Genomic DNA, 24,783 nt, shown 5'->3' on the forward strand with positions numbered 1-24,783 from the left:
GTATGGATTATTTTACATAGTATTTAGAATATTAATAATAAATTAGAATGTTTTTATTATTTTTCTGTTAAAATTATTATGTTAACCAATATTTTGGTAGTGTTAATTGGTTTTAAAAATTTCCTTATTAAATAGGGATGGGGAGGTATTACTCTAAGTATGAGTAAATGGAGGAAATCGAAGTATTTAAAAGCAATAACAGCAATGGCCTTAACGGCTTCAGCAGTAGTAGTGGTAGCACCGATTGCATCAGAAGCAAGTAGCTTCAAGGATGTACATCGAACGCATCCATTTTATGACGACATTAAAAATTTAAATGATCGGGGCATTATTAATGGGTTCCAAGATGGCACATTTAAACCTGAACAAAACTTAACACGTGGACAAGCTGCTAAAATTATTGCAAGTGTATTAGCACTGGATACATCGAATGTTAGCAATCCTAATTTTAAAGATATTCCTACTACTCATCAATACTTTGGAGCTATTGCTGCTTTAAAGCAAGTAGGGATTATTGATGGCTATGAAGATGGCACATTCCGTCAGGGCGAGTATATTCAACGTAACCATGTAGCAAAGATTTTAGCGAACGCCTTTCATTTAAAAGCTTCAAATACAAATTCATTACCATTCACTGATGTGCGCGCTGATTACAAAGAAGCGATTGCTGCTTTATATGAAAACAACGTAACGACTGGTAAGACAGCAACATTATTCGATGGTTCTTCCAATGTAACACGAGGGCAAATGGCTGCATTTATTACTCGTTCAGAAGCTGTTGGTCATCCGATTTCTCAACCTTCTCAAAGTGTAACGTTTAAAGTTAAAGAATATGCGGCGAGTGAAATTACTATTAATGGTAAGACATATTATTTCGATGATTCGGTAAAATCGATTTTTACCACTGAAAATAAGACAGCACTTACGGGGGCAGATATTACAGCATCTATTAAAAATGGTGTTATAACAAAAGTAAATAATGTTGTTTTAAATAAGGCAGGTTCAGCAGAGAAGGAAGTTGTATTCAAGACAAATGCAACGCTCGATTCAATTACGATTAATGCCGATGCTGTGATAGTTAAAAATGTATCGATTACTGGAAATGCAATTATTAGCTCAAACGTTAAAACAAAAGTGGCATTTGATGGTGCTACAATTACTGGCGATCTAATAGCAGAAGCCATAGATGGAGCAAAAGCTTCATTAGAAAATACAAATGTAAGTCAAACTACACCTGTATTGACAATCAAAAATTCGCAAACAGGAAAAGTCTATGTCAAACGGAATAATATCTCAATTATGTCGAACACGGTTATTCCAGAAATCATTATTACAGCTACTATTTCTGCTATACATATTGAGGGAGCTGTAAAGAAGGTAACAATAGAATCTACGGCAAAACTGAAAATGACTGGAAATGTAAATTTTGAACGACTATTGCTTTCAACGGCCGTGGAATTAGCGTTGAATGTTGGTGGTGTAGTTAATTATTTATCGGTTCTAAACGCTGATGCTCGAATTACAATCGGTTCAGGATTACTGATCAATACGTTGTCGATTCCAGCGGGTTCAACTGTAACAAAGATTATGACGAACTATGCAGCAGTTGCTTCGCAAATTAAGGCTGTTATTGGAGGTTCTTCACCAAGTACTGGGGTTCCAAACACTGGTGGAGGAAATGTAGCACCCGATCCAGTTATTCCACCAGAAAAAGTGAATGAATTTAATGTCAAGAATGCTGAAGAATTAAAACAAGCATTAAAACAAGCAAAAGCAGGAGATTTAATTAAGTTAATGGCTTCAGTGACTACAGATATAACGTTAATAGATTTAGTAATGTTTGATTTGAATGGTCATACCTTGAAGGGAAATGTAACGATAACAGCTCCAACAGCTAAAGGGAGTTATACTTTCATGCCAACTGGTAGTACGGGTACGATTTCAGGAGATTTAATCATTGGTGCACCAAATGTAAACATCAGTTTAGATGGATTAACTGTTGAAGGACACACAGTAATTGAATAATAACTTTCACGTAAATTCCTTTGCAAAATAGAGAAAAGGATGAACGATAAAAAATCATAAGGAGCTTAACGAATGAAGAAATATGAATTTAATTTCGTTTCTAAAATGGCTTTATCATTTTTACTTATAATATCTATGATTTTGCCTTACGTAACAGTGGTAAAGGCGGAAACGACAGAAACCACTTCAAGTGACTTTGTTGGACTTGATCCTACGGAACAGACTGAGCCAGCTAATCCTTCAGTCACTGAAGGAACAATTGCCGAAGCTCGTGCAGCTGTGGGAAAAGACCAAACATATCAAATTCAGGGGACGGTTACGACAAAACCTGGTAACTGGGGAGGCAAGGCCTTCTATGTACAGGATGAGTCTGCAGGTGTTTATGTTTTCTCTAGTTCTACAGAAGCAGGGAGCTTAGCTGTTGGAGATATTGTCAAAATTAAAGGGAAAACGAGTTCATTTAATGGTGAAGTTCAATTTAATTCACCGACAATTGAACGTATATCTACAGGGGCAGCACCTGCACCGCAAATAGTGAATCTACCACTTGAAGACAGCTTACAAGGTACATTAATTACACTTGAAAATGTGAAGATTAAAGATTTAGCGTCATCTGGTACATATGGAACATATGAGTTTAAAGCCGTTGATGCAGAAAATAACGAGCTAGTAATTCGCCATGATAACCGTACAGGCTATCAGTTCTCTCAATTTGAAGCAGATGGGTTCAATAACAATGATGTAATTACAGTGACAGGGATTGCTTCCATTTTTAACGGGACCTATCAATTAAAAACGTTAAGCGCGGAAAGCTTCCAATTAGTAGGAAACTATGAGCCTACACAAGTAGCGAATGTTAAAGCTTATCCAGCAACGGGTGAAGTTTTTGCAGGATCAAAAGTAACATTGTCAACAGATACACCAAAGGCAACAATCTATTACACGATAGATGGTTCTGAACCGTCAACAGCTAGTGAGGTTTATGATGCAGCAGCGGGCATTGTTGTAAATGAAGCAATGACGATCAAAGCATTTGCTACAGCAACTGGTTTAAACAATAGCGAAATTAAATCTTTTCATTTTACAGTTAAAGATGCGCCAGCCACTATTTCAATTACGGAAGCACGTAATAAAGAAATAGGACAAGTAGTAATCGTATCGGGTATTGTAACAGCAAAATTAGAAACTGCTACTGCTCACATTCAAGATGAAGAGGGTGCGGCAATTGCAATTTACCCTGTAGATAGTCTTACTGCAAATGTCGGCGATTTGGTGACGGTGCAAGGTCAAGTTGCTGAATATAGCGGACTAAAGCAATTAACGAATATTTCGCTTGTTGGCATGCCTATTCCTTCTACACTACCAGGGGCAAACATTATTAAAAGTATTGAGGTTGCAGAAGACAATGAATCAAAATTAGTAACGATTAAAAATGTAGCCATTACTGGTTCAGGTCAAAATTTTACCGGAACTGATGATGTAGGCACATTTGCTATTTACGATAAAACACGTGACTCAGGTTTAGTAAGTGGAAAAACGTATGGGGAAATTACCGGTATTGTTGGTCAATATACAAATCATCAACTACTCCCTATTCGCATTATTGAAGATGTATCAAAGGTTCAGGATATTAAAGCTTCTCACGTTGGTGGGGTAACAGCTGGTACGAACGTTACACTTTCTACCATGACAGAAGATGCAACGATTTATTATACAGTGGACGGCTCAACACCTACTACAGCTAGTACAAAATATACAGGGGAAATTCTTGTTCATAAACCGTTGACGATTAAAGCGATTGCAGTGAAAGAAGGTTTAACGAATAGTGCGATTGCTACATTTGTTTATGAGATTATTGATACTGAAAATGCCACAATTAGCGATATTCAAGGGGCAAGCCATATATCACCTTATGTCGATTTAACAGTAAGTGATGTAGAAGGAATTGTAACATTCGTTATTAATTCAAGTAGCTTCATTATGCAAGAGGGCGATTCGACATTCGATGGCGTAAAATCAACAGCGATCAGAGTAAGTAAGTCGGCACATAATGTAGCAGTAGGGGACGTTATTAAAGTATCAGGGAATGTAACTGAAGTGGGTGGAAACTCTCGTTTAAGAGATACGCAAATTTCTGCAACGAATATTACAAAAACAGGTACAGCAGAAGTTCCAAAAGTACTTGTTATTGGAGAGGACCTATTCCCACCAAATAAAATTATTGATAATGATGGCTTTGCAATTTTTGATCCACAAGAAGATGGTATTGATTTTTGGGAATCTATTGAATATATGCGAGTATCATTCCCGGATGCGAGAGTGATTGGACCGATTTATAATAATGATTCACCAATTGTTGTACCGAGCACAACAAATAATACATTTAATGTGAATGGCGGTTTAAATATTGCAGCCGACGATTATAATCCAGAAAAAATTATGCTTGAAGGGGTAGCTGGAAAAAATTATGATTCGGGTGATCGTTTTAATGATCCACTTATCGGATTTGTAGAAAACTTTACAGACGGCTATCGACTGAACACGAATAAAGTCTTTCCTGATGTGACAAAGGCAAATCTTCAGCAAGAAGTGACGCATCTTGAACCAGTATTGGACAAGTTAAATGTCGCTTCCTATAATATCGAAAACTTTTCGAATAATCCTGCCAATACATCTAATGAAAAAGTAGACAGAATTGCAGCGACATTTGTGAAAAATATGAAGTCACCAGATATTATTACATTAGTCGAAGTACAAGATAATGATGGACAAAATGATTCAGGAAATGCTGATGCATCTGAAAGCTATATGCGATTAATTAATGCGATTAAAGCTGCTGGTGGACCTGCTTATGATTGGATTGACGTAATGCCTATTAACAATACAGTAGGCGGTGCGCCTGGTGGTAATATTCGTGTAGGCTACTTATATAATCCGATACGTGTTTCTTTAGTGACTGGTACAAAGGGAGCGGGTGACCAAGCGAATGGGTGGACAGCAGATGGAAGCCTTGCTTTAAATCCAGGCTTTGTTGATCCAACTAAATTTGCAGATACACGTAAACCAATTGCGGCGGAATTCAAATTCCAGGAAGAGCATGTAGTCATTATAGGAGCGCACTTAAATTCTAAAGGAGGCGATGGTTCACTGTGGGGACCAACTCAGCCGCCAGTGTTAGAATCAGTAACAAAACGTCGTCAGCTTGCTCAAGCCATCAATGATTTTATCGATGAAGGTCTTGCCATCAATCCGGATATAAATATCATTGTAGCAGGGGACATGAATGACTTTGAATTCACACCAGCACTTGAAACATTAAAAGGTGATGTTTTAACGAATATGGTGGATAAAGCCCCAGAGACTGATCGTTTTACGTACTTCTTCCAAGGGAACAATCAAGTGTTGGATCATATTTTAGTTTCGAATAATCTTGCTAACGTTACGGCCATAGACATGATTCATATTAATGCGAACTTTACAGAAGCGCAGGGGCGAGCATCGGATCATGACCCTGTATTAGTTCAAATTGATTTGAAAGCAGGAAAAGAAGAAATACCAACACCAATAGTACCTGAAAATGTATATAGCTTTAATAACTATAAGACTGGTAAATTAATAATGAATCGTCCAAGTATTTCATTAACGTTAGGAAAAAATACTAATATTAAAAATGGAATTGCAGTATTTAGTCAATATGCCGAATTTCATGGTGAAGGATTTGCAGACAAAACTGTAACAATCAGTCCTAAAAAAGGAAATGCGATTTTTGATTTTAAAGGTACGGCGATTGGTGAAATTATTATCGAAGGAAAAAATGTAAAAGAAATTCGTAATTTACCTGCTGGAGCCACTATAACGTATACAAAAGGCGCTTCGGCTGAGGAAATTGAATTTAAGTAATAACTACTTGCAGTAAGAATGTTAGGCATATGTCAATCATTTAGGGACTTGTTAATTTAGACTGCATGGATCATATTTAGCCATTCCAAATACAATTGGAGTGGCTTTTACTTTTTTCATCAATAACTATTGAAAAATGGAGATTGGGCTCATCTCCATAAAGTAGATAAACGGAGTTACTTTTCTAAAGTGAATAGATGTACTTCAATTAACGGTGCTTAGACAGTATTTCAAACATTCAAACCAAAAATTTGACGAGAAAAAAATAAATAGATATTATAGATATGTTAAGTCCTTAATAGAGTGATTAGACCCAACCAGCTAAACTGTATCTTTTTTATTGAGATCAAGGACTAATATATAATGGGCTTAACAAATGGAACGAAAAAGATATCATACATATAATTAGCGGTGTCTTTTGCCTTAATTGTAGATATTAAAGGTCTTTAATATATTGTGATGTGGAGGGAAATAATGATGAATCAATATGATTGTATGATTATAGGTGGAGGCCCTGCTGGGTTAAGTGCTGCCTTAACATTAGGAAGAGCGCGCAGAAAGGTTGCACTAGTTGATAATGGAACAAATCGAAATCGTGTAACTCAGGAGTCACATGGTTTTTTAACAAGAGATGGGATAAAGCCACAAGAATTTAAGAATCTCGCAAGTAAAGATATAGAATCTTATCCTTCTATAACAATGATGGATCAAACCGTCAGAGAAATAATTAAAGATGATATAACTGGTTTATTTCTAGTCAATACTTCGGAAAATAAATCTTATATATCTGAAAAAATACTGTTAGCTACTGGAATACAAGAGGAATTTCCTCTCCCGCAAATCAGACAATATTATGGTAAAAGTTTATTTAGCTGTCCATATTGCGATGGTTGGGAGCTGCGAGACAAGCCATTGGCTATCATTGCAGAAAACGAGGAGCATATTAGTCATATGACGAAATTGGTTTTTAATTGGTCACAGGATTTAATCGTTTTTACGAATGGTCATCAACTTTCTGAGAAGGTTCAAAATGATTTTGAACAAAAGAAAATTAAGGTGTATACAAATACTATTAAAGATTTACATGGGGATGATGGTAACTTATCGAGTGTTGAATTAGAAACAGGTGAAAATATTTTAAGAGCTGGTGGATTTGTTGTGCCAAGTTTTTATCGTCCCAATAAATTTGCTAAACAGCTAAATTGTCAAGTTGATGAAAATGGAACAGTTATGACTGATGGTGCTGGACGTACAACTGCGGCTGGGATATATACTGCAGGTGAAACGGAAAAGGGTGGTCCCTCTTCTTTAATGATTGCAGCTGCGGAAGGTTTTAAGGCTGCTACAAGCATAAATATGGATATAACAATAGAAAGGTTTTAAATTTATGGTTAGCTGATGAGTCATATAAAATTCATCAGCTATTTTTAATAGGACTAATCAAGCTGGCGGAGAATGAACTTGAATATGTTATACTATAAATAAATATAGAATAACTAGAAAAGGTACATATTCATTGTAAATTAGTTGAAAAGGGTAGAACGATTGGTTTCCTCGCGCCTGTAGGTTGAGCACATTTTAGTAGTCGTCGTTATGTTATGACGAAACGAAAATGTGTCATCATCGCAAGAGAGGGGTCCTACTTTAGACTAGTACAATAAAAAAATTTACGAAGATAGGATGTATGGAGTAGGATGCGAGATTTACATCATACTCATAGTTTTACACATAATTGCATCTTTACTGTAAAGGAAAGATGCCTTTTTTATGTATAAAATTACTAGGGTGGCTACGTTTTTAGGTAAATAAGCGACTATTATTTTACTTCTTATTTTTTAATAAAATAATGCTATTGCATTCGTGCTTATATGATTATATTTTAGTTCGTTCTTACAAGGATATGTCAGAAAATATGAATAGTCTCAAATTGATGAACTTTTATTTCTCGATTTACTTTTTATATAAAGGATGGTACACTTAAAATTATCGAAAAACAATATATTGTGTTCGTTTTGTGTAGGTACTACTATATGTAGTTTAATAGGGAAGTTCGGTACTATTCCGACGCTGTCCCCGCAACTGTTAAGCTGACGATGATTATAACCACTGTGCATTCGCATGGGAAGGAAATCAGAGATTGAAGCAAAGCCAGGAGACCTGCCTATATAAAACAAATTTATCATTTCTTCGGGGATTAAGAGATGGGAACGTCAGTATTTTTAGTATGTTAACGTTTCCATTTAAGCTATCTCTCTAGAAGAGGTAGCTTTTTTATTTTATGAAAAGAGGGATTACTATGAAACTTTATACGAAAACAATCTGTCCAAAATGTCTATGGGTAAAATCCGAATTACAACGAGCAGGACTTGAAGCAGAAATTGTTAATATTGATCATGATGAACAAGCGAAACAAACAATTATAGATGCAGGTTTTTTAAGTGTGCCTGTTTTAGAGGTGGATGAAACATTTATAGGTGATGTTCAGGAAATTGTTTCTCGTATTGAGATGATCACACTATGATCGTTTACGCTAGTCGTACAGGAAATGTCCGTAATGTAGTTTCTAAATTAAGGGCAGAATCTATTGAACTCTCTGAGGAATTAAGCTTGAATAAGCCTTATCTTTTAATTACATATACAGATGGATTAGGTGACATTCCAGCAAAAGTCCAACGTTTTTTAGAAAAAAATAGAGATTTTTGTAAAGGAGTAGTTGCTAGTGGCAATAGTAACTTCGGACATCATGTATTTGGTGGTGCTGGGGAGAAAATTGCTACTACCTATCATGTACCCTTAGTGAGGAAATTAGATTTGCGTGGCAATCAAACAGATTATGAAGCAATACAAACGTTTTATGAAACGAGGGTAATGGGATGAAAACTTATTTAAAGCTTAATAATGACGTACTGAATCGTTATAGTACAACGGGGCTACTAGAGTTAGAAAAGGACCGTGAGGCTACTCGCCGCTACTTTTTAGAATATGTCAACGTACGTTTACGTTATTTTATAGATATAGAGGAAAAAATCCGCTATTTAGTGGATGAGGGATACTACGAAAAAGATTTTATAGACATGTACGAGATGGATTTTATAAAGAAGCTGTACAAAAAAGCATATGATTATAATTTCCGCTTCCCGTCATTTATGAGTGCAAGCAAATTTTATGACAGCTATGCTATGAAAAGTCGTGATGGTGAAGAAATCTTAGAAAAATATGAGGACCGTATTGTCATTATTGCTTTGTACTTAGCACAAGGGAACACAGTGCTAGCAAAACGTTCTGTTGAAGCAATGATGGAAGCCTATCAGCCTGCAACACCTACTGCATTAAATAGTGGGAAAAAAGCCCGTGGTGAATTAGTAAGCTGCTTTAAATTATCAATGGATGACTCTATGAATAGTATTGCTGAAAATATTGGCTATTGTTTAGAGCTTTCACGCCTAGGCGGAGGGGTCGGGGTCAACTTAACGGATTTACGTCCTTTAGGTGATCCAATTAAAGAAATACTAAATCGTGCAAGTGGTGTTATCCCAGTTGCAAAATTATTAGAAAACTCATTTAGTTATTCTAATCAGCTCGGTCAACGAAATGGCTCAGGAGTTGTCTATCTAAATATTTTCCATGCAGATATAGAGAATTTCATTTCATCAAAAAAACCAAATGCTGATGATAAAATTCGCCTCGCAACACTATCAACAGGAATTATTATTCCAAGTATTTTCTTCGATCTGATGAAACGTGATAAAGATATAGTGTTATTTAGTCCATATGATATTTTTAAAGTATATGGTAAACGAATGTCGGAAATTTCAATTTCAGAAATGTACTATGAACTACTTGATAATCCTAAAATCCGTAAAATTAAACGTTTGAATGCGCGTAGACTCTATACTGAGGTGAAAAAAGCTCAATTTGAATCAGGTTATCCTTTTGAAATTTTTGATGATAATGTCAATGAAGTACATCCACTAAAAAATATCGGTCGTGTAAAAATGTCAAACCTATGTACTGAAATCTTACAAGTTCAAGAAACTAGTGTCATTACAGATCAAGATCAGCCTAACGAATATGGGTTAGATGTGTCGTGTAATTTAGGGTCAATTGATATTCATGCAGCGAGTAAAGTAAATGATTTTGAAACATTAATCGATACAGCTATGCACTTATTAACAAATGTGTCACAAATGACATACATCAAAAATGTCCCATCAGTGGCAAAAGCGAATCGATTAATGCACTCAGTAGGGCTAGGTTGTATGAATCTCCATGGACATCTTGTTACGGAGGGCATCATGTATGGCTCGAAAGATTCTATTGATTTCATGGACCGCTTTATGGAAGCAATGAACTATTATTCGCTTAAATCATCGATGGAAATGGCTAAAGAAAAAGCAGAAACGTTCTACCGATTTGAAGATAGCGATTATGCTTCAGGTAGCTATTTTGATCAATATGTAAATAAGAATGAAGAAGAGCTATCACCCGCTGTGTTAAAAGCACTTGGCAACATTCCAATTATCACTAATAAAATGTGGGAATTATTAAAGGAAGATGTTATGGAATATGGTCTATTTCATTCATATCGTTTAGCGATAGCACCAACAGGCAGTATTTCGTATATTCGTAGCTGTACGGCATCCATTTCTCCTTGTACAGAGCGTGTAGAGGTTCGTGATTATGCAGATAGTCGCACGATTTATCCAATGCCACATTTAACAAACGAAAACAGTCATTTATATGTAGAGGCCTATGATGTTGATCCTTATGATTTAATTGATTTATATGCAGCTTCTCAAAAACACGTTGACCAAGGTATTTCAATGACTCTTTATGTCACTGACAATTGGACAACAGAACAACTAGCTAAAGTATACATTTATGCATGGGTTAAAGGGATCAAGTCCGTTTACTATGTTCGTCAACGATTACAAAGCTTAGAGGAGTGTGTAGCATGTCAAATATAGTGTATGAGGCAGTCAACTGGAATAAGGCAACTAGTGAACTTGCTCAAATTTTCTGGGACCAGCAATGGAAGCAAATTTGGTTTCCAGAAGAAATTGCAGTGAGTAAAGATATTAAGCAGTGGAAAAGTTTTGAGCATCAGGACACATATAAAAAGGTGTTTGCAGGACTAACTTTGCTTGATACCGTTCAGACGAATATAGGAATGAATCGTGTTGCTGCTTATACAGATGATTTACAGGAAAAGGCGGTATTAACCGTTTTTGATGCATTTGAGGCAATACATGCTAAATCATATTCTTATATATTTACAACGCTTTGTACAAACGAGGAGATAGACGAGCTCTTTGAATGGGTAAAGAAAAATGAATATTTACAATATAAGGCAAATAAAATTGCGGATATTTATAATAGTATAGAAGAAGGGGACTCTGAGAGCTTATGGAAAGCGATGTTTTCATCCGTTATGCTTGAATCTTTCCTTTTCTATTCTGGATTTTTCTACCCATTATACTTAGGTGGACAAGGTTTTTTAAGAAACAGTGCTGAAATTATTTCTCTCATTTTGCGCGACGAATCCATTCATGGCGTAGCGGTAGGGTTTTTTGCTCAAAATCTATATAAGCAATTCTCTAAAGAAAAACAAGAAGCCTTACAATTATGGGGTTATGAATTATTGCTGGATTTATATCAAAATGAAATGAAATATACCGAGGATATTTATGCGGAGACAGGATTATCGCCTGAGGTAAAAGCCTATGTGCGTTATAATGCTAATAAGGCCTTAATGAATGTTGGCTTTGAAGCCATGTTCCCAGAAGAAGAAGTGAATCCGATCGTCATGAATGGAATTCGTAATGAGGGCTCCACATATGATTTCTTTTCACAAAAGGGGGCTACCTATGCCAAAGCAAAAGTAGCGCCAATTACAGATGACACATTTAATTTTAATCGTTAGGATGAAGAACAATGAACGTAGAAGTAAAAATTAAAAGAATGCATGTAGATGCAATGCTACCAATGCAAGCTAATCCCGGTGATGCTGGGATGGATCTCTATTCCATTGAAACTGTAGAGATACCCGCTGGAGGGACTAAATTAATTAAAACAGGCATTCAAATTGAATTACCTAAAGGAACGGAAGCACAAATTCGACCAAGAAGTGGACTAGCCTTAAAACATAGTATTACAGTACTCAATAGCCCAGGAACAATCGATGAAGGGTATAGAGGGGAAATCGGTGTTATTTTAATTAATCATGGTCAGGATACGTTCTTAGTAGAAAAATCTATGCGAATTGCCCAAATGGTGATTCAATTTGTCCCTACTATTCAACTACTGGAAGTCAATGAATTATCTCAAACGGTTCGTGGAACTTCTGGATTTGGAGCGAGTGGTACAAAATAAGAGTAAGTTTTAAATAGCCGTATATTAGGATTGAGTTTAATACTGAACTCAATCCTTTTTATTTTTTTAAAATTGTCACATTCGTGTAACGTAGGTTCAGTACGATTTACATGAGGTGATAATATGAGAGAAATAAATCATAGGAAAAGAATGAAAAATAAGTTCAACATGATAGTTTCCCTTTGGTGTGCTTTAATAGTCGTCTTTGCTACTGGCTGTAGTTCTGTGGAGCAAGAAGAAAAACAAAAGAAACAAGAGAAACAAGAGAAACAGGCAATGCCACAGATGCAAAATGGTTTTTGGGATGAGCAAAGAAAAGGTACAAATTTTATGAATTCCACTTCTCTGCCAGAAAATTATGAAGAGGCTAATGAATTCAACATTGAATTTATCCGTTTAGCGCCTGATAAATGGGCAAAGGAAAGAGATTTCTTATTTGATGATAAACCTGATGCTACGCCGAATAAAGATTTTTTAATCGGCAATGCAGATCAGTATGAGGGAATTGTTGAAAATGATTTTAAGATGTTAAAAGAAGATTTAGATGCAGCATATGCAAGAGGATCAAAAGTTGTACTGACTGTCCTTAGTCTTCCGGGAAACCGTTGGAGACAGTTTAATAACTATGAAAATGATGACCGAATTTGGCAAGACTTTAACTATCATGAGCAAGCAGCGCTTTTCTGGAAAGATCTTGCCGTGCGCTTAAAAGATCACCCCGCAGTGGTAGGATATAACGTAATTAATGAACCTCATCCTGAAACAGCCACTGGTTTTAATGATTTTTGGACAGAAGACTATGACAAATGGTACAACAAGATAGAAAACACGCCAGCAGATTTAAATAGACTTTATGGAACAATTGTAGATTCTATACGATCTGTAGATACGCATACACCCATTATTTTAGATTCGGGTTTATTTGCTACACCTTGGGCAATAAACTATTTAAAACCAATAGAAGACAAAAATGTGCTGTATGCTTTCCATATGTATGAACCGTATGAAATGACAAGTCAAAATCGAAAAAAAGGATTCACATACACTTATCCTGGTAAGGTCAAAGTCGGGGATGATCAGAATGAAAAAATGTTTGATAAAACTTCATTAAAAGATTTTTTAGCACCCGTTGCTAAATGGGCAGAAAAGCACAATATATCAAACAACCGAATTATTGTAGAAGAATTTGGCATTAACCGAATGGTTGATGGAGCGGATCAATATATGAGGGATTTAATTGACATTTTTAATGATTATGGCTGGCACTGGGCATTTTATGCATTTCGTGAAGATACATGGGATGGAATGGATTTTGAATTAGGTAATAAACCTGTCAAAGAAGCATATTGGGATGCGCAGGCTAATGGAGAACTACCTGATAGAAAAGCAATAGAAGTAGATAATTCTATTTGGGATGTCCTGAAAAAAGATCTGAACAAGTAACATGTTTGTTTGCTGCTAAGATCAAATAGTAATTATATGTAGTAGTACAAACCATCGTTTGTACTACTTTTTTGCCTGACACTCAGCGCTTTAAATCAATACTTCTTTAAATCAATTAACTTGCTGTTGCAGTTAATAAAGGATAGTCATTGTATATCATTTAGTTTCGAAAATAGTTACGTGCTAGTAGAGTCGCAGAATTATATTCAGCAGGCAATTCATCCTCAAAGAAAATAGCCTCTACGGGGCAAACTAATTCACAAGCGCCACAATCAATACAAATATCAGGGTTAATGACATATTGGGTATCCGTATTCACAATGCAATTTACGGGACAGACATCTAAACAAATGGCTGCTTTTTCATCCCTACATAATTCTGTAATTACAAAAGCCATTAAAAATCCCCCCATAATTGCTGTTTTAATTCTTCAGGTGAGTGTGTCCAATACTGTTGATTAAATTCAGATAAAAATTGGGAAAGTAGTTTTTTTGATTTTGTATCGACATGATTTAGGAGAAATTTCCCTTTAAGTGCTTTATCTAAATAATTTACTTGCTCTGGCAACGATTTATAGCCAAGTTTAATGCGGCGCTCTTCTTTTGATACCCGTACTTCACTTGCGGTACATCCCGCATAATAAGGTCCATTTTCCCCTACCTGAAGAGCTACCCAAACGATCCAATACCGATTATAATCGTCACTAGCATGAGCTAAATCTGGTGAAAAACGCACTTTTTTTTCAATAATACTTCGCCCATGTAAGGCTTCTAAGTCTATAAATACGTGTTCTTTTTCACCATCTATAATAATAGGCGTTACATTATTTAAATCAAGGGTACCTACTCCGTACCCTCCATCTCCATCTGTCGAATCATTACTTAAGATGGTAAAATGTATCTTTTCTTTCATAGAAAACACCCCCACACTCTTTTTACAACATTTACAGGTGTCGCAAATAGAAACAATTTATAGTATTAAAATAGCAAATTCATTACGTATAGCTTTTATAAATTAATCTAATTGAACGTTTTAGTAGTAATTTTTATACTATACGTAATGGTTGCCAAGGATTTCTCCTCATACTTTTTTAATTCAAAAGTATAATTGAAATATACAACTTATTATCCTTTGTTGTCTTCGGACTTACGTCTGAATTGTTATGATATGGTAACTTAACTATATACAGCTATTAATGTTCGCTTACATTTTTATGGAACTTTATATAAATAAGAAAGTTGACTATGTCTATTTCGATAAATAAATTTTACTGAGTGATACAGAAAGAGTAGAATGGGTACTAAAAAGATTGGATAAGTTTTAAAATTCTAATTAATAATGAGAGGAAATGAATAGGGTCCATTAAGCTTTTATCGAATTTGTATCCTGCTATAATCCCGAAACCGCCGTTTGTCTCTTGGAAAGAAACGACTGGTATATTGCTTCAATGTTTCTATAAATTGTCCTGCATGATACTTGAAATTCATTTGCTAAGCTAGAAGCTGACACTATTTCTTGATTGAGAGGATTGAAGATAATAGATAGTAATCGTTCTAATTTCATTAATAGCAACCTGATAACCATTAAACTATAGGTCCTTTTTTAAAAAAATCATACCATTCCTTTAGTCTTTATTTTCAATTTGATAGTTCCATTTCTACTATACCTTTAAACTAATAATTTAGGAAAAACCTTCTACATCTAAGGATAGTAGGAGGTTATTTTTTTCTTTAGTTTTATATATTTTTTATATTAGAAATAGCGCATCTTTCTAATATCTATTTTCAATCACTCCTTCTAAAAACGATATAGTAATGATAGGCGAAACAATGATTATAGCTAATTTTAACAATTTATATTTTATTAGCATAGAATTTAACCTGTTAATGCTTTACATTTATACCGTTCTATAATTCATTCAACATACTATTATACCAAGAAAATAAATGGGATCTGAAAAATGGAATTTTAAGTTTCCGGCTATAAATAAATATTTTTATGTGCATTTTGTCTTCGGTTCTCTAATTATTGGGAATTATTTATGTAATAATTACCTATGTAACCAATTGAATATTAAAATTACCTTATTTTTAGCATTTATTTATTGGTAATGTAGTTATATTATTGTCTTGTAAAGCAAATTTAAGATTGATTGGTATATTTCATCATGAAAAATTTTGAAGGTTGCTTTATCCATAACTATTAGTAATTATTATTTGAGAGAACGTATTATACATATCTTTACAAGTTAATAGAGCGGTAATATTGTTCTCACAGAATAATATAATTTTATTTGAATTCTGGAGGAATATAAAATGACGAAACATAACAAAGGTCGTAAATTTTTCGTAACTACTGCTACAGCAGCACTTGTAGCATCAGCAATCGTACCGGTAGCATCAGCTGCTGAATTTAATGATGCAGATAGCATTTCATCTTGGGCAAAAGAAGCGGTGCAGTTTTTAACTGACAAAGGTTTCATCCAAGGTGATGAAAAAGGAAACTTCAACCCAACTGGTACACTTACACGCGCTGAAGCTGCTGAAATTTTATCAAAAGCATTAGACTTAAAAGCTACTGGGACAGAAGACTTTACAGATGTAAATGAAAATGACTGGTTCTATAATGCAGTGCTTGCTACTTCACCAGAATTATTTGACGGTATGGGTAATGGTAAATTTGAACCGAAAGCACAATTAACAAGAGAACAAGCTGCTAAAGTTATCGTTCAAGGTTATGAATTAACTGGTAAAGCAGACCTTAGCCAATTCTCAGATGCTTCTAAAGCTTCTAAATGGGCTGTATCTTACTTAGAAACAGCTGTTGAAAATGGTGTAATCAATGGTAAAGGATCATTATTAGCGCCACAAGATAAAATTAGCCGCGAAGAATTCGCTACTATGGTTAAACGTACAATTGATGCAGTTAAAGAAGTAACACCAGCAGTAGAATCTGTAAAAGGACTTAATGCAAAAGAATTTGAAGTGAAGTTCAACACAGCTGTTGATGCAAAAGATGCTGCTGTAACAGCGAAATATGCGATTGACGGTGTAACGATTACGAACGCTAAAGTATCTGAAGATGGAATGACTGTTACTTTAACAACTGATAAAGAAATTAAGTTAACAAATGGTAAAGTGACTGTAAACCCAATCAAAACAAAAGCAGATGCAAAAATTCTAACTGAAGAATTTAATAAATTAATCACATTTGCTGATACAACTCCTGTTAGCGTAAATTCTGTTGAAGCTAAAGGCACAACAGCGGTAATCACTTTCGATGAGCTTGTACAAAACGAAGGAACAGTAAGCTTAAACGGTACTGAACTTGCTAAAGATCGTTATACTTTATCTGGAAAAACATTAACAATCAAAGGTTTAACTGCTGATCAAACTTATAAAGTAGACATCGTAGGGGCAACTGACTTCGCTAATAATATCGCAAATCCAATTGCAGTGAACTTCACGGTTCTAAAAGCAGACGTTGATAATTCTAAACCAACTGTTTCTACTGCAGTGAATGGAACAGAAATCACGTTTGATTTCTCAGAAGAATTAATGAAACAAAATCTTGATGCAGATGCTGGTGCTACTGCTGCAGAATATGCAAAAGTAACAGTTGGTTCTACTGTTTACTACTTAAAAGATGCTGATATGAAAGATACAGAGGATAAAACTGTATTTACTATTGATGCAAAAGCTGCATTAGGGACAGCTACATTCATTAATGCGGACGTGAAAGTAGAAGGACAAAAAGATTTAGCTGGTAATGCTGGAGATGCATTTGAGTTCAAGGCTATTTTATCTAAAGATTTAACGCCTGCTTCACTTGTAACTACTTCTACTAAAATGTTAGTAGCTGATGATGTGAATGCTACTACTGATGTAGATGCTCTATACCTTACTTTTAGCGAGCCAGTAAAAGTAGATGGTAAATTAACAGTTAAAACTCAAAATGGTATTGCTTACACTACTGGAAAAGAAACAGCTGTAAAAGCAGATGCTGGTTACGATGTAGATGGTAACGGTAAAATTGAGGGTGCAGAGAAAAACACTGTGAAGGTGGACATTGATTTAGATAGCAATTCAACATATACATTTGAATTATCTGCTAAAGCAGTTGCTGATTTAGCTGGCAACGTAACAGCAGATACAATCACATTCAATGTGACAACTGGCACGTATGAAGCTACACCTGAAACTACTACAGATTCATTAGTATTTGGAGCTACACCAGTTGTAGTAACAGATAACAATGTATTCACTGTTGAATATGCTGCTGATGTGACTGCAACAGCAACAAATGCTTCTAACTACACACTTGGAGGAAAAGAGCTACCTGCTGGCACTCAACTTCAATTTGTTGATGGTACTAAAAAAGTACGCTTCACTTTACCAGAGGGTTCTATCACTGCAAATGGTAATTATGTACTTGAAGCTAAAAATGTAGTAGATACTAAAGGTAACACTCTTAAAAATGGCAAAGCGACAACTCTAGTTGCTCTTAAAGAAAATATTGTGCCTGTAGCTTCTAAAGTAACAGTTGTAGATAGCAAAACATTTACAGTTGACTTCACTGAAAGCATTGCTGATCAAGCTACGCCAACAGGTTTAACAGTGAAAATTGCTGGCTCGACTGTGGAAATTGCTTCAGCTGCTGTAGCTAATGGTAAATTAACTGTAACAACTAAAGCTGACTACGCTTTAACTGATAGCATTGTAGTTGAATTTAAAGCTACAAACCTTGTTGATGCAAATAACAACAAAGTAAAAGACGGTTCAGTTTCAAAATAATTAAGCTGATTATGTAAGAAAGCCCTGTGGATTTCCACAGGGCTTTTTTGTTAGTCCACATAGTTTCTACTATTATAATAGGCAACATTATTTATAAGGAAACTCTTTCGGAATCGGTCCGAATGCAATCCAATGATATTTACTATATTTTCCCACCAGAAATACAACCATCCACGTAACAAATAGAGCAACAATAAAGCCTCCCACACTCCAAATATGAAATAAGAGACTATTGCCACTTACAGGTATTTGACGATATAGGAAGAGGAAAAAAGGATGTAATAAATAAATGCCAAATGATAGTGTCCCAAGGTTAATAAGGGCATTTACAAAGGCTTTATTCCCACTATCATAAATCCAGAAAGAAAGCTGTAACACTACCATACAGGCCGATAAAGATTGTAGCTGAAAAACTAGTTCAAATACGATACTGTTGGCTAAATAGGTTTGGGATGAGAAAACATAATAATATAGATAAATATTATAAATAGTAGAAAATAACCAAATAGCCCAAATGAAATATATTGAAACAGGGAAGTTTTCTTTTGTTAGCTGGAACCATCGTTTATACTTTTCAAAATAAATTCCTAAAAATGCACCAGCCAGGAAATAAAGTATATAAGAGAATGAAATACTCCCTCTGAATGGATACTGCCAAAACTCAGCATTTAATTGGATAAAAATCCATTGAAGAGCTAGTCCTATCCATATTAGGTGAGGGGATAGGGCGGGTTTTTTCTTTAAAATATATAAGAATAACGGGAACAATAGATAGAACTGCACCATAATAAATATATAGTATAAATGAGTATATGCTTTTCCAATTAGTAGTTTCTCAAGAAATTCAACACTAAAAAGGGCGTGCCATGTTAATGAAAAATCGTGCGTCACATAAAATTGCATGGCTGCATAATAAAAGACGGAAAAAAAGAGATAGGGAATAAGTATTTGGGTAACTCTTTTTTTATAAAAACGAACAATCAGTGTTTTTGTGAAATCCTTTTGTATATAGTTGTAAAATAAAACAAACCCACTTAAAAAAATAAAAACAGGAACAGCGAATTTGGGGGAAATATTCAAAAATACGTAAATGGAGTAGAGTCTTGATTCGCTGGATAAAGCTGTAACAGGTGTACTAGTAGAATGGATAAGAAGTACAGCTAGTATAGCTAATGCCCTAGTAATATTTAATTCATCTATATGTGCTCGTTTCATATGATCATCTCCAAAAATAGTTGATAGTTTTTGATTTCCCTAAGTTTAATGCTCATATACATTAATGGTATGTTTGAGAACACGAATTTAGACAATTTTTTATGACGCTTGACTAGAAGCAACTAGTGATATGTTCATGGCCTACTATAAAGAGCTTTTATGTCCGGCAGATGTCAAACAAAAAAAGCTACCATGCTGAGGCATAGTAGCTTGTAGGAATAAAAGTCGTATGATAAAAGCCTTCCTACATTCATTTGTAAGAAGGCTTTCGTTTAATTTATTTATAATTTCACAAGGAATCTACCTCTTGCTTGACCTTTCAGTAACATAGGTAAAACATCTGGAAGTTGCTGCAATGTTACCTCTTGATGTATGAAGCGTTCAAGGTTTGCTGGTTTAAAATCTGTTGCTAAGCGATTCCATATTTTCAATCGTACATCCATTGGACAATAAACAGAATCAATTCCAAGTAAATTCACGCCTCTTAAAATGAAGGGGAAGACACTTGTAGGAAGGTTTGTTCCTGCTGTTAACCCACTGCTAGCAACTGCACCTCCATACTGAATTTGGCTTAATAAAGAGGCAAGTGGCTCTCCTCCAACAGAATCGACAGCTGCAGCCCATTTTTGTTTGCCTAACGCTCTAATTTTCCCATCAAATACCTCTCCACGATCTACAATTGAACTGGCTCCAAGGTTATTCAAGTATTCATGTTCTGAATCTTTTCCTGTACTTGCTTCTACTTGATAACCTAGTGTTGAAAGAATCGAGACAGCAAAACTGCCTACACCCCCAGTTGCACCCGTAACAAGGACTTTCCCTTTCTCAGGATTAATGCCATTTTCTTCGAGTCTTTGAATAGACAAAGCAGCTGTAAATCCGGCTGTTCCTATAATCATTGCCTCTTTGAGAGATAGACCGCTTGGAAGTGGAACAATCCATTTAGAAGGAATTCGAGCGTACTCGCTAAATCCTCCAAAGTGGGCTACGCCAATTTCATAGCTTGTTGCAATTACCTCGTCACCTTCATGGAAACGGGGATCTTCAGAGGATACAACAATCCCAGCTAAATCAATACCGGGTACGAAAGGATAGGAAGTAACGATTTTACCATCCGGTATAGCTGCCAAACTGTCTTTATAATTAATGCCAGAGTAGCTTACTTTAATTAATACCTCACCATTTGGTAGATCATTTAAAGTAAGATCATTAACTTTCACTGTAAAATCCTCATCTTGATTGACTACCAACGCTTTAAAGTTTTCTAATGTCATCGTAAACATCCTCCTCAATATAATTCCATTAAACAGTATCAAAATTATTCTGACCGGTCAATATAAAATTGGACATGGCACACTGTTCATGTATAATGACTTGTATCAAGTCATTGGAGGCTTCTATGAAAAAGAAAGAGGAAGAACGAAAGAAACAAATTATGAAAGCAGCCTTTGATGCTGTTTCAAATTTAGGCTATGATAATGTTACATTACAAGATATTGCCGATCATGCAGATGTTTCGAAAGGTGTCGTTCACTATTACTTTACGAGCAAGCAAAACATCTTATTAGAATTACTGGAATCCACAACAAACAAAATCTATAGTTTTGAAATAAAAGAAATTGCCAAATACGAGAAGGCAATAGAAAAACTTCATGCCTATATAAATGCTGTTTTTGTATCCCCTCAGGACAATAAAAAATTTTACAGAGTGTATTTAGATTTTTTAGCCCAAGCGAATGGAAATGAAGCGTATAAAAAAATAAACTTAAAATTTTATGAGAATTGCTGGGGGATTGGACAAGAAATTATTAAGTTAGGACAGCATGAAGGTGTGTTTTGTGAAGAAATGGATTCCTTAGAAAGTGCAAAAATGGTGAGGGCGATGATTGATGGTTCTTTGATACAATGGTTAACTAATGATTTAGAAGAACAACATCAATATTATAAAGAAACGTGTTTGAATAGTATTTTAAAATTATTAAAAACTTAGAAGTTTTAAAGCCCTACTAGCTACGTCGTAGGGCTTTTTTATGTCCAAATAATTGCCTAAAGCTATTTTAAATAAAATTTTTAGTAGAAAAAAGGAATGCCAATATTAAACAAAATAGTATCTATTTTCAATATTATTGCAATAAATAGTGTTTAAACCTTAAATTACCTTAAAAATTTTCAAAAAAAACTATAAAAAAAGAATAGTTTTACTGTTCTGTTTTTGAAATTTCTGACAATAAATGATGTAAAATTGTAAAATATTGTTTGTGTATTCATTACTTTGCTGTTTATGCATTCATTTATGCATGATGAAATCTATGTTTTTAATAATCCAAACTGTATAAAAATTAAAAATAATGTCGAGTTGAGTCAATTTTTCATTTTCTTTATACTGTGAAAGTAATTATTGGAGAGGAGAAAATTATTATGCGCAAAGAAGTGACAATTATTGGGGTGCCAATGGATTTGGGTCAAACGAGAAGAGGAGTTGACATGGGACCGAGTGCAATTCGATATGCTGGTCTAACAGATCGACTTGAGGGTCTTGGATATTCCATTCAGGACGAAGGGGATCTGACTATCGAACTCGTTCATAAAGATGTAGAAATAGAGGCAACAACTAACTTAAAAAATTTAAAAACTGTAGCTGATGCTAATGACAAACTTGGTCAAAAAGTAGATCATGTTATTTCCTCAAAACGCTTTCCTTTAGTTTTAGGTGGAGATCATAGTATTGCCATTGGTACATTAGCAGGTGTTTCCAAACATTATGAGAATCTAGGCGTTATTTGGTATGATGCCCATGGTGATTTAAATACAGGTGAAACATCACCTTCAGGTAATATTCATGGAATGTCTTTGGCAGTAAGCTTAGGACTTGGTCATCCGTTACTTACGAATATTGGTGGCTATGCGCCAAAAGTGAAGCCTGAAAATGTTGTTATTATTGGGGCACGTGATTTAGATCCAGGTGAGAAACAACTAATTAAGGAAATTGGCATTAAGGTGTATACGATGCATGAAATCGATCGTTTAGGCATGACGACAGTAATGTCCGAAACGATTGAATATTTAAAGGAACGCACTGACGGTGTCCATTTATCTTTAGATTTAGATGGCCTTGATCCTAATGATGCTCCTGGTGTAGGAACTCCAGTGGCAGGTGGTATTAGCTACCGAGAAAGTCACCTTGCTATGGAAATGCTATCAGAAGCAAATATTATTACTTCTGCAGAGTTTGTAGAGACAAACCCAGTTTTAGATCAATATAATAAAACAGCTATCGCTGCCGTAGCTTTAATCAGCTCACTCTTTGGTGATACATTACTTTAAGCAAACGATTGGGAAGATGAATGAGCCTATAAGGAAGAACTTTTTTAATAAAATTAGGTCGCCACAACCGAATATTAGAAAATTGCTCTCCCTCATTATAGTTTACAATAGAACGAATTAATGCTCTAGACTAAACGGGAACTTTTATTTGTCAGAAAATTGACTGTTCACAAAATAGATTAAATTTTATAAATCAAATCTATTGATATTTCTACTAATTATCTTTTTGTACTTACAAAAGTAAGTGCTTACAAGGTAATAGCATAAGGGGTTTTTTTATGGCATCAGAACAATATGAATTAAAAAGAAGTATGAAAGCTAGACACTTGTTTATGATCTCACTTGGGGGTTGTATAGGAACGGGGTTTTTCCTTGGATCAGGCTTTACCATTAATCAAGCCGGACCAACTGGGGCCATTCTTTCTTATTTAGTAGGCGGATTAGTGATGTATCTAACGATGCTTTGTTTAGGTGAATTATCAGTGGCTATGCCAGTATCTGGTTCATTTCAAACATACACGACGAAATTTATAGGTCCTGCTACTGGCTTTGCTGTTGGCTGGCTGTATTGGCTAGGCTGGGCAGTAACGGTTGCCCTTGAATTTTTAGGCGCTGGACAACTTATGCAAAGATGGTTTCCAGAATCACCAGTATGGATGTGGTGTTTAATATTCGGGGCCCTGCTCTTTTTGTTAAATGGTTTATCAGCAAAGGCATTTGGTGAAGCGGAGTTTGTCTTTTCTAGCATTAAAATTTTGGCCATCATTATGTTCCTAGGAGTTGGGGGAGCAGCTATGTTTGGCTTGATCGATATGAAGGATGGAACGGAGGCCCCATTCCTTACTCATTTTTATGAGGGGGGACTATTTCCAAATGGTGTAACAGCATTGCTTATAACGATGATCACTGTGAATTTTTCATTCCAAGGAACAGAGTTAATTGGTATTGCTGCAGGGGAAAGTGAAAATCCGGAAAAAACGATTCCTAAATCTATTAAACAAACCGTATGGCGTACGCTTTTCTTCTTTGTTCTATCCGTGGTTGTGCTTGCAGGGATGATTCCTATGGATAAAGCGGGAGTTGTTGAAAGCCCATTTGTAGTTGTATTGGATAGTATAGGTATACCTTATGCGGCTGACATCATGAACTTCGTTATTTTAACAGCGTTATTATCGGTTGCTAACTCGGGTCTATATGCAGCAACGCGTATGTTATTCTCTCTTTCCGTTGAAAAAATGGCTAGCCCAGTTTTAGGGAAGGTTAATAAGAGAGGGATTCCTATGAACGCATTATTAATAACACTTGCTGTAGCCGGATTATCACTTCTGTCTAGTGTATTCGCTGCAAAAACAGTTTTTGTTTGGCTTTTATCGCTAGCTGGTTTAGGCGCTCAAATAGGCTGGATTGCAATTACAGCATCACAAATCGCCTTTAGACGATCTTATGTCAGACAAGGGGGAAAAGTGGAGGATTTAAAATTCAAAGCTCCACTTTATCCAATCATTCCAATTATCGGTTTAGTCGCAAACTGTATTGTTATGGCGAGCTTGGCATTTGATCCATCGCAACGATTGGCACTTTATTGTGGTGGAGCATTCTTTATCGGCTGTTACGTCGTTTATTACTTAAAAGTGAAGAAGACTAAGGCAATAAAAATAAGTCAACAAGAAGTACAGTTAAAATTAGATCAAAAAATGTATCTTTAAGTATG

17 protein-coding genes, 1 pseudogene and 1 riboswitch are annotated in these 24,783 nt (G+C 35.3%); of the genes and pseudogenes, 13 read left to right on the plus strand and 5 right to left on the minus strand.

The annotated features are described in order from the left end of the window. The first annotated feature begins 159 nt into the window (after positions 1 to 159). The 9 genes from KVT27_RS03565 to KVT27_RS03605 all read left to right on the plus strand — a co-directional run bounded on the left by KVT27_RS03565 (position 160) and on the right by KVT27_RS03605 (position 13,740). Positions 160 to 2,025, plus strand: a complete 1,866-nt coding sequence (locus KVT27_RS03565) for an S-layer homology domain-containing protein (protein WP_254636043.1) — start codon at positions 160 to 162, stop codon at positions 2,023 to 2,025. Positions 2,026 to 2,097: 72 nt separating this feature from the next. Further along, the gene (locus tag KVT27_RS03570; RefSeq protein WP_217580720.1) at positions 2,098 to 5,925 is read left to right on the plus strand and encodes a chitobiase/beta-hexosaminidase C-terminal domain-containing protein; all 3,828 of its coding nucleotides are present in this window, start codon (positions 2,098 to 2,100) and stop codon (positions 5,923 to 5,925) included. A gap of 477 nt (positions 5,926 to 6,402) precedes the next feature. Further along, entirely contained in the window at positions 6,403 to 7,308 is a 906-nt protein-coding gene (locus tag KVT27_RS03575) for an NAD(P)/FAD-dependent oxidoreductase (protein ID WP_036127718.1), read from the plus strand. Positions 7,309 to 7,926: 618 nt separating this feature from the next. Further along, positions 7,927 to 8,104, plus strand: a riboswitch (cobalamin riboswitch). A gap of 117 nt (positions 8,105 to 8,221) precedes the next feature. Beyond that, a complete protein-coding gene (locus tag KVT27_RS03580; protein WP_031417836.1) occupies positions 8,222 to 8,446 on the plus strand; it encodes a glutaredoxin family protein in 225 nt (74 codons plus the stop codon). Further along, complete coding sequence (nrdI, locus tag KVT27_RS03585) at positions 8,443 to 8,802, plus strand: class Ib ribonucleoside-diphosphate reductase assembly flavoprotein NrdI (protein ID WP_036124398.1); 360 nt, start codon at positions 8,443 to 8,445, stop codon at positions 8,800 to 8,802. Before KVT27_RS03580 ends, nrdI begins: the two co-directional genes overlap by 4 nt. Continuing rightward, positions 8,799 to 10,892, plus strand: a complete 2,094-nt coding sequence (gene nrdE, locus KVT27_RS03590; RefSeq protein ID WP_036124399.1) for a class 1b ribonucleoside-diphosphate reductase subunit alpha — start codon at positions 8,799 to 8,801, stop codon at positions 10,890 to 10,892. The genes nrdI and nrdE overlap by 4 nt, the downstream gene beginning before the upstream one ends. Then, positions 10,880 to 11,848 carry a class 1b ribonucleoside-diphosphate reductase subunit beta gene (nrdF, locus tag KVT27_RS03595; protein ID WP_025114203.1) on the plus strand — a complete coding sequence of 323 codons (969 nt, stop codon included), beginning with the start codon at positions 10,880 to 10,882 and terminating at the stop codon, positions 11,846 to 11,848. The genes nrdE and nrdF overlap by 13 nt, the downstream gene beginning before the upstream one ends. Positions 11,849 to 11,859: 11 nt before the next feature. Then, positions 11,860 to 12,297, plus strand: a complete 438-nt coding sequence (gene dut / locus KVT27_RS03600; protein WP_036147595.1) for a dUTP diphosphatase — start codon at positions 11,860 to 11,862, stop codon at positions 12,295 to 12,297. A gap of 276 nt (positions 12,298 to 12,573) precedes the next feature. Further along, on the plus strand, positions 12,574 to 13,740 hold the full coding sequence (locus tag KVT27_RS03605) for a glycoside hydrolase family 5 protein (RefSeq protein ID WP_225316266.1): 1,167 nt from the start codon (positions 12,574 to 12,576) through the stop codon (positions 13,738 to 13,740). Positions 13,741 to 13,900: 160 nt separating this feature from the next. On the opposite strand, the gene KVT27_RS03610 is transcribed toward KVT27_RS03605, so the two are convergent. The 3 genes and pseudogenes from KVT27_RS03610 to KVT27_RS03620 all read right to left on the minus strand — a co-directional run. Next, on the minus strand, positions 13,901 to 14,137 hold the full coding sequence (locus tag KVT27_RS03610) for a ferredoxin family protein (protein WP_036124417.1): 237 nt from the start codon (positions 14,135 to 14,137) through the stop codon (positions 13,901 to 13,903). Beyond that, complete coding sequence (locus KVT27_RS03615; RefSeq protein WP_036147596.1) at positions 14,137 to 14,652, minus strand: YwhD family protein; 516 nt, start codon at positions 14,650 to 14,652, stop codon at positions 14,137 to 14,139. Before KVT27_RS03615 ends, KVT27_RS03610 begins: the two co-directional genes overlap by 1 nt. Positions 14,653 to 15,043: 391 nt before the next feature. Next, positions 15,044 to 15,303: pseudogene (locus KVT27_RS03620) on the minus strand (helix-turn-helix transcriptional regulator); the annotation flags it as partial. Positions 15,304 to 16,055: 752 nt separating this feature from the next. Here KVT27_RS03620 and KVT27_RS03625 point away from each other — a divergent pair. Continuing rightward, entirely contained in the window at positions 16,056 to 18,533 is a 2,478-nt protein-coding gene (locus tag KVT27_RS03625; protein ID WP_036147597.1) for an S-layer homology domain-containing protein, read from the plus strand. Between the two features lie 87 nt (positions 18,534 to 18,620). On the opposite strand, the gene KVT27_RS03630 is transcribed toward KVT27_RS03625, so the two are convergent. Further along, positions 18,621 to 19,748 carry an acyltransferase gene (locus tag KVT27_RS03630; RefSeq protein WP_036124423.1) on the minus strand — a complete coding sequence of 376 codons (1,128 nt, stop codon included), beginning with the start codon at positions 19,746 to 19,748 and terminating at the stop codon, positions 18,621 to 18,623. Positions 19,749 to 20,029: 281 nt separating this feature from the next. Then, positions 20,030 to 21,022 carry an NADPH:quinone oxidoreductase family protein gene (locus KVT27_RS03635; RefSeq protein ID WP_036124426.1) on the minus strand — a complete coding sequence of 331 codons (993 nt, stop codon included), beginning with the start codon at positions 21,020 to 21,022 and terminating at the stop codon, positions 20,030 to 20,032. Positions 21,023 to 21,147: 125 nt separating this feature from the next. Between KVT27_RS03635 and KVT27_RS03640 the strand changes: the two genes are divergently transcribed. The 3 genes from KVT27_RS03640 (at position 21,148) to KVT27_RS03650 (ending at position 24,778) form a co-directional block, all read left to right on the plus strand. Beyond that, positions 21,148 to 21,738 (plus strand): TetR/AcrR family transcriptional regulator, encoded by a 591-nt coding sequence (locus KVT27_RS03640; protein WP_036124427.1) that lies wholly within the window; start codon positions 21,148 to 21,150, stop codon positions 21,736 to 21,738. 428 nt (positions 21,739 to 22,166) lie between these two features. Then, entirely contained in the window at positions 22,167 to 23,072 is a 906-nt protein-coding gene (gene rocF / locus KVT27_RS03645) for an arginase (protein ID WP_036124429.1), read from the plus strand. 278 nt (positions 23,073 to 23,350) lie between these two features. Beyond that, positions 23,351 to 24,778, plus strand: a complete 1,428-nt coding sequence (locus KVT27_RS03650; protein WP_036124430.1) for an amino acid permease — start codon at positions 23,351 to 23,353, stop codon at positions 24,776 to 24,778. Positions 24,779 to 24,783 lie beyond the last annotated feature (5 nt).

It is taken from the genome of Lysinibacillus sp. GbtcB16, from assembly GCF_019091145.1.
Lineage (GTDB): Bacteria > Bacillota > Bacilli > Bacillales_A > Planococcaceae > Lysinibacillus > Lysinibacillus fusiformis.